The organism is Streptomyces sp. NBC_00376 (assembly GCF_036077095.1).
In the GTDB taxonomy this organism is placed as follows: Bacteria; Actinomycetota; Actinomycetes; order Streptomycetales; family Streptomycetaceae; genus Streptomyces.
The window spans coordinates 1,552,359-1,567,419 of sequence record NZ_CP107960.1 but is presented as its reverse complement, the minus strand read 5'-3'; the positions used below and the strand labels follow the sequence as shown (position 1 = coordinate 1,567,419).

11 protein-coding genes are annotated in these 15,061 nt (G+C 73.0%); 5 read left to right on the top strand and 6 right to left on the bottom strand.

The annotated features are described in order from the left end of the window. Positions 1 to 93 precede the first annotated feature (93 nt). Complete coding sequence (locus OG842_RS07130; protein ID WP_266728528.1) at positions 94 to 1,362, bottom strand: aminotransferase; 1,269 nt, start codon at positions 1,360 to 1,362, stop codon at positions 94 to 96. Positions 1,363 to 1,644: 282 nt separating this feature from the next. On the opposite strand from OG842_RS07130, the gene OG842_RS07125 reads away from it, so the two are divergent. The 5 genes from OG842_RS07125 to OG842_RS07105 all read left to right on the top strand — a co-directional run bounded on the left by OG842_RS07125 (position 1,645) and on the right by OG842_RS07105 (position 8,170). Then, a complete protein-coding gene (locus OG842_RS07125; RefSeq protein ID WP_266728526.1) occupies positions 1,645 to 2,487 on the top strand; it encodes a nitrilase-related carbon-nitrogen hydrolase in 843 nt (280 codons plus the stop codon). Next, positions 2,484 to 3,767, top strand: coding sequence for an aspartate aminotransferase family protein (locus OG842_RS07120; protein ID WP_266728524.1), 1,284 nt, complete (start codon positions 2,484 to 2,486; stop codon positions 3,765 to 3,767). Before OG842_RS07125 ends, OG842_RS07120 begins: the two co-directional genes overlap by 4 nt. Positions 3,768 to 3,852: 85 nt before the next feature. After that, positions 3,853 to 4,317 (top strand): nuclear transport factor 2 family protein, encoded by a 465-nt coding sequence (locus OG842_RS07115; RefSeq protein WP_266728523.1) that lies wholly within the window; start codon positions 3,853 to 3,855, stop codon positions 4,315 to 4,317. Positions 4,318 to 4,427: 110 nt separating this feature from the next. Beyond that, positions 4,428 to 6,470 (top strand): hydantoinase/oxoprolinase family protein, encoded by a 2,043-nt coding sequence (locus tag OG842_RS07110; protein WP_266728522.1) that lies wholly within the window; start codon positions 4,428 to 4,430, stop codon positions 6,468 to 6,470. Beyond that, positions 6,467 to 8,170, top strand: a complete 1,704-nt coding sequence (locus tag OG842_RS07105) for a hydantoinase B/oxoprolinase family protein (protein ID WP_328512127.1) — start codon at positions 6,467 to 6,469, stop codon at positions 8,168 to 8,170. The genes OG842_RS07110 and OG842_RS07105 overlap by 4 nt, the downstream gene beginning before the upstream one ends. Positions 8,171 to 8,256: 86 nt before the next feature. On the opposite strand, the gene OG842_RS07100 is transcribed toward OG842_RS07105, so the two are convergent. The 5 genes from OG842_RS07100 to OG842_RS07080 all read right to left on the bottom strand — a co-directional run bounded on the left by OG842_RS07100 (position 8,257) and on the right by OG842_RS07080 (position 14,987). Next, positions 8,257 to 9,777 (bottom strand): helix-turn-helix domain-containing protein, encoded by a 1,521-nt coding sequence (locus OG842_RS07100; protein WP_266728518.1) that lies wholly within the window; start codon positions 9,775 to 9,777, stop codon positions 8,257 to 8,259. Beyond that, on the bottom strand, positions 9,771 to 10,901 hold the full coding sequence (locus OG842_RS07095; RefSeq protein ID WP_266728516.1) for a DUF917 domain-containing protein: 1,131 nt from the start codon (positions 10,899 to 10,901) through the stop codon (positions 9,771 to 9,773). Before OG842_RS07095 ends, OG842_RS07100 begins: the two co-directional genes overlap by 7 nt. Continuing rightward, positions 10,898 to 12,214: a hydantoinase/oxoprolinase family protein gene (locus OG842_RS07090; protein WP_266728514.1), complete on the bottom strand. Its 1,317-nt coding sequence runs from the start codon at positions 12,212 to 12,214 to the stop codon at positions 10,898 to 10,900. Before OG842_RS07090 ends, OG842_RS07095 begins: the two co-directional genes overlap by 4 nt. A gap of 81 nt (positions 12,215 to 12,295) precedes the next feature. After that, positions 12,296 to 13,660 (bottom strand): MFS transporter, encoded by a 1,365-nt coding sequence (locus OG842_RS07085; protein ID WP_266728513.1) that lies wholly within the window; start codon positions 13,658 to 13,660, stop codon positions 12,296 to 12,298. Positions 13,661 to 13,928: 268 nt separating this feature from the next. Beyond that, positions 13,929 to 14,987 carry a hypothetical protein gene (locus OG842_RS07080; RefSeq protein ID WP_266728511.1) on the bottom strand — a complete coding sequence of 353 codons (1,059 nt, stop codon included), beginning with the start codon at positions 14,985 to 14,987 and terminating at the stop codon, positions 13,929 to 13,931. Positions 14,988 to 15,061 lie beyond the last annotated feature (74 nt).

The following is a 15,061-nucleotide window of genomic DNA, read 5'->3' as shown; positions in this document are numbered from 1 at the left end:
GCCCAGGCCGTTCCAAGATCCTCAGCAAATGCCTCACATCACCCGAACGGGAAGGGATTCGGTGAGAGTTGACGCAAGGTGGGGCCAAAGACCCTAACGGGCCCGCTGCTCGTAACCCACGAGCCTGACGCAGACGGCGAGCCCCGCGATCGCCTGCTCCAGCTCCGCGAGCCCCGGGTAGCTGGGCGCGATCCGGATGACTGCGTCGCGCGGGTCGTCGCCGTACGGGTGGGTGGCGCCGGCCGGGGTCAGCACGATGCCCGCCTCGGCGGCGCGGCGCACGACCTCCTTGGCGCAGCCGTCCGGCACCTCCAGGGTGACGAAGTACCCGCCCTTGGGCGAGGTCCAGGCCGCGAGCCCGGTCCCGCCGAGCTCGGCGTCCAGGATCCGGGCCACCACCTCGAACTTGGGCTGGAGCAGGGCGCGCTGGCGCTCCATGTGGCCCCGCACCCCGTCGGCGTCCCGCAGGAACATGACGTGCCGCAGCTGGTTCACCTTGTCCGGGCCGATCGAACGCTTGGCGTTGTTGCCGAGCAGCCACTGGAGGTTCGCGGGCGAGGAGCCGAAGAACGCGACGCCCGCGCCCGCCGCGGTGATCTTCGACGTGGAGCCGAACACGAACGCCCGGTCCGGGTTCCCGGCCTCGGCGCAGGCGCCGAGCAGATCGGCGATCTCGACGGGCTCGTCGGTGAGGTGGTGGGCGGCGTAGGCGTTGTCCCAGAAGATCCGGAAGTCGGGAGCGGCGGTGTCCATGGCGGCGAGCCGGGCCACGGTCGCGTCGCTGTAGCAGACGCCGTCCGGGTTGCTGTACTTCGGCACGCACCAGATGCCCTTGATCGCCGGGTCCTCGGCGACGAGCCGCTCCACGGTGTCCATGTCCGGGCCGTCGGCGGTCATCGGGACCGGGATCATGTCGATCCCGAACCGCTCGCAGAGAGCGAAGTGCCGGTCGTAGCCGGGCACCGGACACAGGAACGCGATCCGCTCCTGGTCCACCCAGCGCGACCCGGCGCCCGGCACCACGCTCAGCAGGGCGTGCACCAGGCAGTCGTGCATCAGCTCAAGGCTGGAGTTCCCGGCCGCGAGGAGCTGGCCGGCCGGCACCTGGAGCACCCCGGCGAAGATCTCCCGGAGCTCGGGCAGCCCCTGGAGCCCGCCGTAGTTTCGTACGTCCACGCCGTCGGCGGAGGTGTGCCGCCCGCCCGGCAGGCTCAGCAGGTCCTCGGAGAGGTCGAGCTGCTCGGGAGCCGGCTTGCCCCGGGTGAGGTCGAGCGAGAGTCCGAGTCCCGCCAGGTCCTGGTAGTCCTGACGGGCCCGGTCGAGGAGCCCGGACAGGGCGTCGGGGCTCAGCTCGGTGGTCATGGTGTTTCCTCTCGCAGGTGCCGCTCTGACTGGGGGCGCCTGCCGAGAATACAAACCGGCACGGAGCGCCGATGCGCCGGACTCCTCGCCCGCCGCCGGCCGCCGCGCCGCCCGGCCGGCTGAACGTGTGGACCGCACGGGTGTGAAACGTGATCGACTCAGCCGGTTCACGGCGATGGTCTTGCCCCGCTCTGTGACGGGGCTTACGTTCTCCTCTACGCACGTGTCTACGGGCGTAGAAACGCGTTGAGGCTCTCTGACGCCGCGTCGAAGGAGCAGCTCTTGTCCCAAGTCGTACGCGCCGCACTTGTCCAGGCGACCTGGACCGGCGACACCGAATCCATGATCGCCAAGCATGAGGAGCATGCGCGCGAGGCCGCCCGGCAGGGCGCGAAGATCATCGGCTTCCAGGAGGTGTTCAACGCCCCCTACTTCTGCCAGGTGCAGGAACCCGAGCACTACCGCTGGGCCGAGCCGGTCCCGGACGGGCCGACCGTCCGCCGGATGCAGGAACTCGCCCGCGAGACCGGCATGGTGATCGTCGTGCCGGTCTTCGAGGTCGAGCAGTCCGGCTTCTACTACAACACCGCCGCCGTGATCGACGCCGACGGCTCCTATCTCGGCAAGTACCGCAAGCATCACATCCCTCAGGTCAAGGGGTTCTGGGAGAAGTACTACTTCAAGCCCGGAAACGTGGGCTGGCCGGTCTTCGAAACCGCCGTCGGCAGGGTCGGCGTCTATATCTGCTACGACCGGCACTTCCCCGAGGGATGGCGCCAACTCGGGCTCAACGGCGCCCAGTTGGTCTACAACCCGTCCGCCACCTCGCGCGGCCTCTCCGGCTACCTCTGGCAGCTGGAACAGCCCGCTTCGGCCGTCGCGAACGAGTACTTCGTCGCCGCGATCAACCGCGTCGGCCAGGAGGAGTACGGCGACAACGACTTCTACGGAACCAGTTACTTCGTCGACCCGCGCGGGCAGTTCGTCGGTGAGGTCGCCAGTGACAAGGAGGAGGAACTCCTCGTCCGGGACCTCGATTTCGGCCTCATCGACGAGGTCAGGCAGCAGTGGGCGTTCTACCGGGACCGCCGCCCCGACGCGTACGAAGGACTGGTGGAGCCGTGAGCAGCCTGCACCAGCGGCATCTCGCCGTCAGCCCCGACTGGCTGGCGCTCTATTACAAGCAACCCCTGGAGATCACCCACGGCGAGGGCCGCCACGTCTGGGACGCCGACGGCAGGCGCTACCTGGACTTCTTCGGCGGCATCCTCACCACCATGACCGCCCACGCCCTGCCCGAGGTGACCAAGGCGGTGAGCGAGCAGGCCGGCCGGATCATCCACTCGTCCACGCTCTACCTCAACCGGCCGATGGTCGAGCTGGCCGAACGGGTCGCCACGCTCTCCGGCATCCCGGACGCCCGGGTCTTCTTCACCACCTCCGGCACCGAGGCCAACGACACGGCGCTGCTGCTCGCCACCACGTACCGCAGGTCGAACCAGGTCCTCGCGATGCGCAACAGCTACCACGGCCGGTCGTTCTCCGCCGTCGGGATCACCGGCAACAACGCCTGGTCGCCGACCAGTCTGTCACCGTTGCAGACGCTGTATGTGCACGGCGGCGTCCGCACCCGGGGACCGTACGAGCACCTGAGCGACGCGGAGTTCATCAAGGCATGCGTCGCCGACCTGGAGGACCTGCTCGGGCACACCCGCCCACCGGCCGCCCTGATCGCCGAACCCATCCAGGGCGTCGGGGGGTTCACCTCACCGCCCGACGGGCTGTACGCGGCGTTCCGCCGGGTCCTGGACCGGCACGGCGTCCTGTGGATCTCCGACGAGGTGCAGACCGGCTGGGGCCGTACCGGCGAGCACTTCTGGGGCTGGCAGGCGCACGGCGAGAACGGCCCGCCGGACATCCTCACCTTCGCCAAGGGCATCGGCAACGGCATGTCGATCGGCGGTGTCGTGGCCCGTGCCGAGGTCATGAACTGCCTGGACGCCAACTCCATTTCGACGTTCGGCGGTTCCCCGGTCACCATGGCGGCCGGTCTCGCCAACCTCTCCTACCTCCTCGAACACGACCTGCAGGGCAACGCCCGGCGCGTCGGCGGTCTGCTGATCGAGCGGCTGCGGGCGGTCGGCGCGGGTTCGAGTTGTGTACGGGAGGTGCGCGGCCGGGGCCTGATGATCGGCATCGAGCTGGTGAAACCGGGCACCGACGAGGCGAACCCGGAGGCCGCCTCGGCCGTGCTCGAAGCGGCCCGCGAGGGCGGACTGCTCATCGGCAAGGGCGGCGGCCACAACACCAGTGTGCTGCGGATCGCGCCACCGCTCTCGCTGACCATCCCGGAGGCGGAGGAGGGCGCGAAGATCCTGGCCGAGGCCCTTCGCTCGGTGGACTGAGCGACGGGGGTGCGGGCGGCGGCCCGGCCGGAGGCTGTGTAGCTTGGCCGCCGTCGCACCCCCGGATCAGCCCAGGAGCACCACCATGTCCGAGAACACCCACCCTGTCCCGTCCACCGCCCGGCCGGGTGCGTCGGCGGCCGACGCCGACGCGGTATGGGCCGTCCTCACCGCGATGTACGAGGCGTACGACGCGGGCGACCGCGCCGGGATCGACCGGGCACTCGACCCCGGGGCGACCGTCTGGGACTCCGCCGCCGACCCGCTCCTGCTCGGCAAGGCCGACCTCGACCGGATCCGCGACGCCCGCCCGGCGCCCGGCGAGGGGCCGCGGGAGACCGGTCTCACCGCGTACGACCGCACCGTGGACGTCTTCGGCGACATCGCTGTCCTGCGCTTCTGGCTCCGGGTCGACTTCGCCCCCGCCCCGGACGGCGCTCCGAACCGTCCCGAGCTCATCCGCAACACCGTGATCCTGCACCGGGCCGGGGCGTCCTGGCGGATCGTCCACCTCCACGAGGACGTGCGGCAGCCGGGCCCCACCGGCTGACCCCGGGCGCTGCGCACGGCCGCGCCCCGCGCACCGTGCGCAGCGCACAGTCGCCCGCCACGCCCCACCGATAGCGTCACGCCATTCCCCTGAGAAAGCCGGGAGGCGGCATGACTTACCGGGTGGCCATGGACATCGGTGGCACATTCACCGATGTCGTCGCGTACGACGAGACGCGCGGCACCTTCGAAGCGGCGAAGACCCCCACCACGCCGGGAGACCTCGCCGAGGGCGTCTTCTCCTCGCTGGGCCGGGCGGTCGACGACCCCGCCGACATCTCCTTCTTCGTCCACGGCACCACCCAGGGCCTCAACGCCCTGCTGGAGCGCAAGGGCGCCCGTGTCCTGCTGCTCGCCTCGGCCGGGCTGCGCGACGTCTACCAGATCGCCCGCGGCAACCGGGACCGCATGTTCGACCTGCACTACCGCAAGCCCGTACCGCTCGTGGACCGGTACGCCACCGCCGAGGCGGGAGGCCGCTTCGACTCGCGCGGCACCGAACTGGCCCCGCTCGACGAGGCCGCCGTACGGGCCGCGGCCCGCCGCGCCCGCGACGAGGGCTTCGACGCCGTCGCCGTCGCGCTGCTCTTCTCCTACGTGAACCCCGCCCATGAACTGCGGGCCGGCGAGATCCTCGCCGAGGAGCTCGGCGACGACGTGATGATCGTGCTCTCCCACCAGGTGGCCCGTGAATGGCGCGAGTACGAACGCACCTCGTCCGCCGTCCTGGAGGCGTACACCGGCCCGGTCGTACGCCGCTACCTCGGCCGGATCGAGGACCGCTTCGCCGCGCACGGGCTGACCGTACCCGTACAGGTCATGCAGTCCTCCGGCGGCGTCGTCAACGCCTCCTTCGCCCGCCGCCACCCCCTCCAGACCCTGCTGTCCGGGCCGGTCGGCGGCACCATGGGCGGGGTCTCGGCCGCCGCGCTGCTGGGCCGGCCCAACGCGATCTGCGTCGACATGGGCGGCACCTCCTTCGACGTGTCCCTCGTGCTCGACGGCCGCCCCAACATCTCCAACGAGGGCGCCGCCGACGGCTTCCCCGTCCTGATGCCGCTCGTGGACCTGCACACCATCGGAGCGGGGGGCGGCTCCCTCGCCCATGCCGAGGGGGGCGGACTGCGCGTCGGCCCCGAATCGGCCGGAGCCGTGCCAGGGCCCGCCTGCTACGGACGCGGCGGCACCCGGGCCACCGTCACCGACGCCAACGCCGTCCTCGGCCGGGTCGACCCCGACTGGTTCGCCGGCGGCCACATGACCCTGGACACCGGGGCGGCCCACCGGGCCGTCGCGGAACTGGCCTCCACCCTCGGCCTGGACCCCGTCGAGCTGGCCGGCGGCATCTGCGACGTCGCCAACGCCAAGATGGCCCAGGCGATCCGTACCCTCACCGTCGAACACGGCTTGGAACCACGCGAGTTCGTCCTCCTCGCCTTCGGCGGGGCAGGGCCCATGCACGCCGTGGAGATCGCCCGCGAGCTCGGCATCGAGGAGGTCGTCGTACCGCGCTTCCCCGGCGCGTTCTCCGCCTGGGGCATGCTCGGCACCGAGGTCCGCCGCGACCTCACGCTCCAGTTCTTCACCCCCGGTGCCGGCCTCGACGGCACCGCTATGGCCGAGGCCCTCGCCGGACTGGCGGCCGAGGGCGTCCAGGCCCTGGCGGAGCAGGGCGTACCGGCCGCGCAGCACCGTATCGAGCACGCCGTCGACATGCGGTACGAGGGCCAGGACTACACCCTGACCGTGCCGCTCACCGGCCCCGCCGAGCCGGCCGCCGAAGACTTCCTCGCCTCGGTCGCCGCACGCTTCGCCGGGCGCCACGAACGCCGCTACGGCCACGCGACCCCCGAGGCCCCCGTCGAGTTCGTCACCCTGCGCACCACCGCGCTCGGCGGGCTCCCCGAACTCGCCGCCGTCCCGTACGCCGCCGCGCCCGGCGAAGCCCCCGAAGCCCCCGTCAAACCGGTCGTCTTCGGTGGCGCCGCGCACGACACCGCCGTACTGCGCCGCGAGCACCTCGCCCCCGGGCAGTACATCCCCGGCCCCGCCGTCATCGTCGAGGCCACCTCCACCACCGTCGTCCCGCCGGACGCCACCGTCACCGTGGACGACAACGGATTCCTCGTCATCAAACTCGGAGGCGTCGCATGACCACCGGCACCAGTACCAGCACCGCGGACGGCCCGGCCCCGGCCGCCGTCGACCCGATCACCACGGAGATCATCCGCTGCGCGCTGCTCCAGGCCGCCGAGGACATGAACACCACCCTGATCCGGTCCTCCTACACCCCGACCATCTACGAGGCCAAGGACTGTGCCGTCGCACTCCTGGACCGCGACCACAACGTTCTCGGCCAGTCCTCCGGCCTGCCGATCTTCCTCGGCAACCTGGAGGAGTGCACCCGTGCCACGGAGCGGATGTACGGCGCCGGGATCTGGCGGCCCGGCGACGTGTGGGTGCTGAACGACTCGTACATCGGAGGCACGCACCTCAACGACGTCACCGTCTACGGCCCGATCTTCGTGAAGGACGAACTGGTCGGCTTCGCGGCCTCCCGGGCGCACTGGATCGACATGGGATCCAAGGACCCCGGCGGCTCCATGGACTCCACGACGATCCATCAGGAGGGCCTGCGCATGGGCCCGTTGAAGATCTACGAGAACGGCGAGCCCTGTGTACTCATCCATGACCTGATCTCCCGTCAGGCCCGGTTCCCGCATCCCACCCTCGGCGACATGCGCGCCCAGGTCGCCTGCGCCCGGACCGGGGCCCGCAGGCTCGCGGAGATCGTCGGACGATGGGGCCTGGACACCGTGCTCGCCGCCCGCGACGCCATCTTCGCCCAGACCGAGCGGCTGGAGCGCCGGGAGATCGCCGCGATCCCCGACGGCGTGTACGAGGCCACGGGACATCTCGACAACGACGGCATCGACCTGGACACCCCCCTGCACGTCACCGTCAGGGTCACCATCGACGGCGACCGCATGACGATGGACGTCACCGACTGCGCCGACCAGGCGACCGGGCCCGTCAACTGCGGTGCGGCGCAGACCGTCGCGGCCTGCCGGGTCGGTTACAAACTGCTCGTCAGCGGCGAAGCCCCGCTCAACGGCGGGTCGTTCAAGCCGCTCGACGTACTGACCCGGCCCGGCAGCATGCTCGCCGCCGTCGAACCGGCCGCCTGCCAGTACTACTACTCCCATCTCGGCCTCGTCATCGACCTGGTCGTCAAGGCGCTCGCCCCGGCCGTACCGGACCGCGCCGCCGCGGCCGGCTACGGCGACTCGATGATCGTCCAGTTCACCGGAACCGACCCGCGCAGCGGAAAGCTCTTCGTCTCCCAGGAGGCGACGGTCGGCGGCTGGGGAGCCTGGGAGGCATCCGACGGCGAGTCCTGCCTGATCAACAACGTCAACGGCTCACTGCGCGACATGCCCGTGGAGGTACTGGAGACCCTCTTCCCGGTACGCGTCGAGGAGTACGCGATCCGCCCCGACTCCGCGGGCGCCGGCCGTACCCGCGGCGGCAACGGGGTGGTCCGCCAGTACCGGTTCGCCGCCGACCAGCAGCTCTCCCTGTGGTGGGAGCGGTCGGTCACCCCCGCCTGGGGCATCTTCGGGGGCACCGCGGGGGCGGCGCCGCAGGTCACCCTCAACCCGGGCCGTGACGGCCGGCGTTCACTGCTGAAGGTCAATGCGCTGCAGGTGCGCGAGGGCGATGTGCTGCGCTGCGAGAGCGGTGGGGGCGGCGGCTACGGACCGGCGGGGGAGCGGGCGGCCGAGGCGGTGGCCGAGGACGTCCGGCAGGGCCTGCTGACGGCCGGACACGCGGAGACCGTGTACGGCGCCTGACGGACCGGCCGGGACAGTGGCGGAGGAGCCCGCGGAGGGTTCTTCCGCCACTGCCGTTTCCCCGCGGCCCCGTCATGGCCCCGTTCTCAGGGCGCCGCGCCCTCGTCGCGCAGCAGTACCCGGCACGCCAGATGCAGTGCAAGCCGCTGCGACGCGTCGTCGGGGTCGAAGCCCAGCGCGCGGATGCGCTCCAGCCGGGCGGCCACCGTGTTGCGGTGCACGCCGAGCACCTCGGCCGCCGCCGTCGGGGCCGCGCCCGCGTCGAGGACGACCGCCAGCGTACGCAGCAGGGTGCCGTCCCGGTCCGCCGCGAGCAGCGGGGCGAGCACCACCTCCGCCGGACCGCGCAGCATCTCGGCCGGTACGGCGGACAGGAGCTGCGCCGCGCCCATCCGGTCCCCGCGCACCACTCTCCCCGGCTCCCCGGCGGCAGCCACCCCGGCCGCCGCGCAGGCGTCGTTCAGGACCGGGCCGAGCGCCGCCGACGAGGCCGCCGTGCCCGCCACCCCGCCGGCGGCCGGCACATAGGGGGCCATCGCGGCGAGCGCGTCGGCCAGCCGCCGGGTCGCCGCCTCCAGCGGGTCCACCCCGTCCGCGGGGGCGACCGACTCCCAGGCCACCCAGCAGGGCCCGTACGCGACCAGCGGTCCGCCCGGTCCCGCCGAACTCCAGACCGCGCGCAGCGCGGGGCCGGGATCGGGGCCGTCCCAGCCCGCGACGGGACGCAGCGCGTAGCCGACGAGCGGGCCTCGGGCCGGCCAGCCCAGCGCGGCCGCCTCGGCACGCTCGTTCTCGCCGGGCTCGCCGTCACCGGCGGCCGCCTCCAGCAGCCGGCGCAGGAGCAACGCCGCGCGGTGGCCGGTCCGTTCGTCGTCCAGGCGACGCACCGCGCACCATGCGGTCAGCGGAGCGACCGCGAGGCGGAGCACGTCGCGCACCGTCTCGCCCCATCCCGCGACCCGCGAGCCCGAGCGGGCGACCAGGGTGCCCAGCGAGCCACCGGCACCGTCCGGGACCTCCAGCCGGACGCCGAGCGCACCGCCCTGTTCCGAGAGCGCGGCCCGCCGGCCGGCCAGCAGTTCGCCGGTGGGCCCGGTCAGCGCGACCGCCGTGGACGGCAGCACCGCGTGCAGCGCGGACAGCACCCGCCCGGCGTGCGGCCCCGTGTCCGCGAGCGCGCGGGCCGCCTGGGCCACCAGTGCGGTGCGCCCGGCGTCGGGGCGGGCGACCGCGGAGGCGATCCGGACCGCGGCGTCCAGCGCGTCCTCGTCGATGACCAGCAGCGGCACCCCGAGCCGGTCGGCGAGCGCGCCCACGGAACCGGGCCGGCCCGCTGCCCCGGTGACCACGACGCAGGCCGCGGCGTGCTCCCAGGCCTTGCGCAGTGCCATCTCCACGGTCCAGCCCGCCGCCGCGACCCGCCCGGTCAGTACGACCGCGGTATGGGGTTCGAGCGTGTCGAGCACCGATGTCCGGTCCACGATGCGCACCGAACGGACCTCCGCCTCCCGTCCGCTCGCCCCGGCCATCCGGACCCCGGCGAGCCGTCCCTGCTGGACGAGCTCCGCGACGGTGAGCGGGCCCTCGCGGACCGGGCGGTTCACCATGGCTCCTCCTGTGCGCCGGGTGTGTCCACCGCGCCGGTACGGGCCAGCCGACGGCCCTCGGGCGTCTGCCAGGCGGGCGCGGCGGGAATGACCACCACCTCGACCTCCACCCCCGGCACCGCCCGCTCCACATCCAGCACCCGCCGGTCGGCGGAGGCCGAGAGGATGAGGATCTGGTCCGGGGCGGCGGCCACCGGTGCCCCGTCCGCCAGCGCCAGCAGAACCTCGTTGTGCGCCTCCAGCCGGAAGTGGCGGCCGATCCCCTCCGTCTCGGCGATCAGCACACTCGTCGGCCGCGACGGAAGCGCCGGCCACGACGGGGCGGAACCGGGCCCGGTGGGGCCGTCCGGCTCCGGCGGCCCGTAGCCGTACGGATCGTCCTCGGTGGCCACCGGGTGCTCCACCGCCGTGATCCGGCCCCGGCACAGCCGCCGCGGCGACCACGGTGCGAACAGGTTGCCGGGCCGGGCCGAGCCCGCGCGGATCGCCCGGCCGACCGTGCCGGGCACCACGGAGCCGGCCAGAACGTCGCCCGGCATCGCGTAGCAGACGGCCACCGCCCAGCCGCCGGCCGCGGGCACGAGCGGCCGCACCAGGTCCTCCACCTGCCCGCCCGCCGACTCCACCACGACCACATCGCCCGACGGGGTCGCCAGCGCGAGGGGCGCCGCGGCCACGCCGGCCAGCGTGAACGTCGACTGCTCCAGCAGCGGCAGCACCCGCCCGCAGCCGTCACCGTCGACCAGCGGCAGCCCGCAGTCGGCCGCCGCGGCCACCGACAGCAGGGCGTTCTCACCGGCCGTGTTCAGCGCGACGACCGCATCGGCGCGGGCACCCAGCAGCCGTTCCAGGGCGCGCACCGCCCGTACCGTCTCCGCACCCGTCGGCAGCTGCTCGGCGAGCGCCGCCGACGAGCCGACCAGGGTCACGGTCACGCAGAGCCGCAACCCGCTCAGCTCGTCCGGGGCCAGCAGCCGTACCGGCCCGTGTGCGGCGACCGATGCCCGTGCCCAGTCCAGCGCCACCCGGAACGCCGATTCGGCCGCCCCCGCCGCCAGTACCAGCGACCCGGCCGCCAGCCGCTCCAGCACGGCGGCGTCCACCTGGACCGGTGCGCCGGTCACGAGGTCGCTCCCGCCGGTGCTCCCACGGCCCGGACCCGGATCCGGTGCACCCCGCCCGGGAGGTACGAGACGGGTGTGTGGACGGTCCGGGCGACCCGGGCGCCGCCGGGTGCCGCGCCCGCCGACACGACCCGCGCCAGCGCCTGGTCACGGGCCAGAGCGATGACCCGGTCCAGTTCCGCGCGGCCCGGCGCGACCACCACCTGCTCCAGTTCCACCCGGGTGTCCGCGCGCGCCGCGCCGTACGCGGCTGCCCAGATCCCGTCCGGCGAGCCCCCGAAGAGCGGCGCCGCGCCGCCCGCGTACAGCACCGTGCTGCCCGGCGAGCGCTCCAGCACACCGGTCACCAGCGCGTCCACCCGCTGCCGGGCGTCGGCGGGCGGTTCCTCGCCGCCGAACGGCAGGGTGTCCAGGCGGGGCCTGCCCACGTCCATCCAGAGTCCGCCGGGCCCCGGGCCCGCGTCCCCGGCTTCCAGCTCGCCGTCCGCGACGGCCGAGCAGCGGACCGCGGAGCCGGCCGCGTCCACCACGACGGCCCGCTCGGCGCCCGCCAGCAGCGCGGCTCCGCGCAGCGCGCAGGCCGTGGCGGAGGCGGTGGCGATCACGGGGTAGCGGCGGACGTACTCGGCGGAGACCAGACCGGCGTCGTCCCGGGCGAGGAAGAGCGGGGCCGTGATGCCTCGCGCGCGCAGCGTCCGCTCGGCGGTGCCGGTGAGGCGCTCGGCCCAGGAGCCGAGTGCGGCGTTGGCGGCCGCGGCGTTCTCGCGCTCGCGCAGGCCGGGTGAGCCGATCTCGTACGAGAGGGTGATGTGCGCACCGGGCAGCAGGCGGGCGATGACGGAGGCCGCGGTCAGTTCGGGCTCCGGGCGGGCGGGTGACCCGGCCGCGCAGACGGCGAACGCGGTGATCGACGCCGCCCCGGCCTCCCGGGCGAACGCCTCGACACCGGCCCGGTCCAGCGGTGCCAGCGGCCGGCCGGTGAGCGACGAACCGCCCGACACCACCCGGGTCAGCCCGCCCGGACGCGGCGACGGGCCGAGCGCGGGATGGGCGGCGGGCGAGATGCGGAGCACGGCGACGGGCGACGGCGTGCCCGGCGTGCGGTCGAGATCGGTCGTGAGACAGACGACGTCGGCCCGGTCGTACGGGGCGTTCCCGAGGCCGTCCAGCGCGTCGAGGACATCGCGCAGCGAACGGTCGAGGGAGGCCGACGAAGCGACCACGGCATGAACCGGCGGAGCACCGCCGGGGCGTACGAGCACGGCGACCGTCGTCGTACGCCCCACGTCCACACCCAGTCTCACCTGCGTCATCCTGCCATCACGTCCCGGGGACCGCGCCGTGGAGAGGACCTGCCGGGCCGGAGCCGGTACAGGTTCCCCGCTTCCGGGCCGCTATTCCAGGTCCCGGCCCTCGGTCTCCGGCAGCGGGGCGGCGAAGAGCAGCGCCACCACCAGGAAGGCCGTGATGAACAGAATCGTCGTGGAGAACCCGGTCGCCTGCGCCAGCAGAAAGCCGACCACCGACGGGGCGAGGGAGGTGGCGACCAGCTGGGCGGCGGTGGCCCAGGAGTACCCCGTACCGCGCAGCGCGGTCGGGAAGAACTCACCGTTCCAGGTGTTCCAGACCCCCCAGGCGCCGAGGCTGAAGAAGGCGAGGGCGAAGTTCGCGATGTACAGCTCGGTCATGGAGCTGGAGTAGGCGAAGAAGATCCCGCTGATCGCGGCGAGCGCCACGTACGGCAGGAAGACCTTCTTGCGGCCGAAACGTCCGGTCAGCAGCGACGCCGACACATAGCCGGGGATCATGAACAGCGCGCTCAGCGCGACGAAGCCGAGACTTGCCGACATGCTGAGGCCCTTGTCCTGGAGCAGCGTCGGCAGCCAGGTCTGCAGGCCCCAGTAGCCCCAGTTGAAGGTGAAGTTCACGACGAGCATCAGGACCGTGATCCGCAGCAGCCCGCCACGCAGCAGCTCCACCGGCCGTCCGGAGCGCTCGGGGGCGACGACCGCGAAGCGGGTGCCGTCGGGGACGTCGACGCCCAGCCTGCGCAGCACGGCCGCGGCGTCGTCGTGCCGGTCCTGCGCGGCCAGCCAGTACGGGGATTCCGGAACCCAGGCGCGGATCGCGAAGACCCAGAGACCGGCCAGGGCGGAGGCGACGGCAACCACGTGCCAGCCCAGGCCGCCCAGCAGCTGCGTCACGCCGACCGCGGCCAGTACCCCGATCGGCCAGCCGATCGACAGATAGACCGCGGCCCGGCCACGCGTCCGGGTCGGCAGCAGCTCCAGGAAGTACGGGAAGGTGACCGTGTAGATCCCGGCCAGCGCCAGCCCCGACAGCACCCGGGTGATCAGCAGGACCGTGAAGTTCGGGGAGAACGCGGAGGCCAGCGCGACGACTCCGTAGGCGGACAGGCTCCACAGACACACCGCGCGCCGGCCGATCCGGTCCGAGACCGGGCCCCAGACCAGCGCACCGGGGATCATGCCGAGCGCGACGGCGGAGAGCACCCAGCCGATCCGGCCGGTGTCGATGGAGAACGCGTCACCGAGATCGCCGGAGACATAGACGAGGGCGAGCTGCTCCCACGACTCGATGACGAAGGCCATGAACAGGGCCAGCGCCGCCAGTACATGGGCGCGTCCGAGCGGCATGGCCTCGAAGTAGGAACCGATGGGCCGCGGCCCGGCGGCCTGGCCCGGCCCCGTCTCCAGGGGTTCTCCGGTTGCACCGGAACGTGCGGTTGTCGCGCTCACCGGCTGTCCTCCTGGCTTTCGTACCGGCCGAATCGCCCCTCGGCGATTGGGGATGGCGGCACAGTAGACAGGCCCGGGAGCGGGAACCTGTGCGCAGCGCACAGCGGAGGGGAGGGCCGCTGTGCTGTGTGCCCGGCGGCCTGTGGTGGGGCCGCACCGGCGGGAACAGCCACGGTAACCCGGCGGGTGCGCGCGGCGGCCGGGGCCGTGTCCGGCGCGCATGTGACGGCCGGGCCCCGGCCGGTGGTTCCGGGGCCCGGCCGGTCGGTCAGCCCCGGTGGCCGGTGGGGCGGGTGAGGTCCAGGTCGCGGACCGCGTCGAGCTCGCCGTAGTAAGCGAGGTGCTGGTGGCGCACATCGGTGACGGTCAGCGTGGCCTTGGCGATGCCCCGGCCCACCATGGCCTTGAAGCGGACCGATCCGTCCTTCTTCGTGGTGCCGGTCAGCCTGTGCACCTTGCCGCCGGCCGTCAGCTCGGCCGTGACCTCCGCACCCTTCACCGGCTTGCCCTGCGCGGTCCTCACCACACCGTTCGCTGTGACCTTCCAGGCCGATTCGGAGCCGGGCCTGCCGAGCAGCACGGTGTCGGCCTCCAGGGAGGCGACGGCGAGATCCGACGGCGGGTGGGGCTGACCGAAGGCGACCCGGTCGACGGTCCAGAAGGCGCTGTTGGTCCCGGTGTAGCGGAAGCTCAGCCGTGCCGACTTCGCACCGCCCGGAACGGCCAGCTCAAGCCGCTCGACGGTGTTGCTGTCGGCCCGGTAGGACTTGACGAGCTGCGGGGTTCCGCCGTCGTACGAGACGTAGACGTCGCCGGTCTGGGGGCCGTCGACCCGGTAGTTCGTCGCGTACGAGACGGTCGCCGTCGCCGCGCCGTTGAGCTTGTACGCGGGGCTGACCAGGGTGGAGTCGAACTGCCCGGCACCGTGTGCCTTGTCGTCCCACTCGTCGGAGTCGGCGACCGCGAACACGTCGCGGGCGCGGACGTTCGTCTCGCGGCCCTGGCCGCGCTCGGCGTTGGTCCAGAACTCGTCCGTGGCGAAGGACCAGCCGCGCCACTCGGTGACGCCGCCGGCTGGCATCTTCGAGTTGTCGATCGACCAGCCCTCGGGTGCGGTGTTGGTCCACCCCTTGGCGTCGGCCGGGAGCTTGGTCTCGTCGACGGGAGCGCGCAGGGAGGGGCGCAGCGCGTCGAAGGCGTCCGGCTCCAGCTCGGCGAGCGAGGTGCCGTCGAGGTTCCAGGCGGGGTCGGTGGCGACGCCCTCGTGGCGCAGCACGGTGGGCGCGATGTCGGTACCGAGGCTCGCCGTCGGTGGTGATCGGATCACGCCACGTACGGGACGGGCGCATGAACCGTACTCAACATTTGGCCCAGACCCGTAATCATTTCGTTATCAAGCGG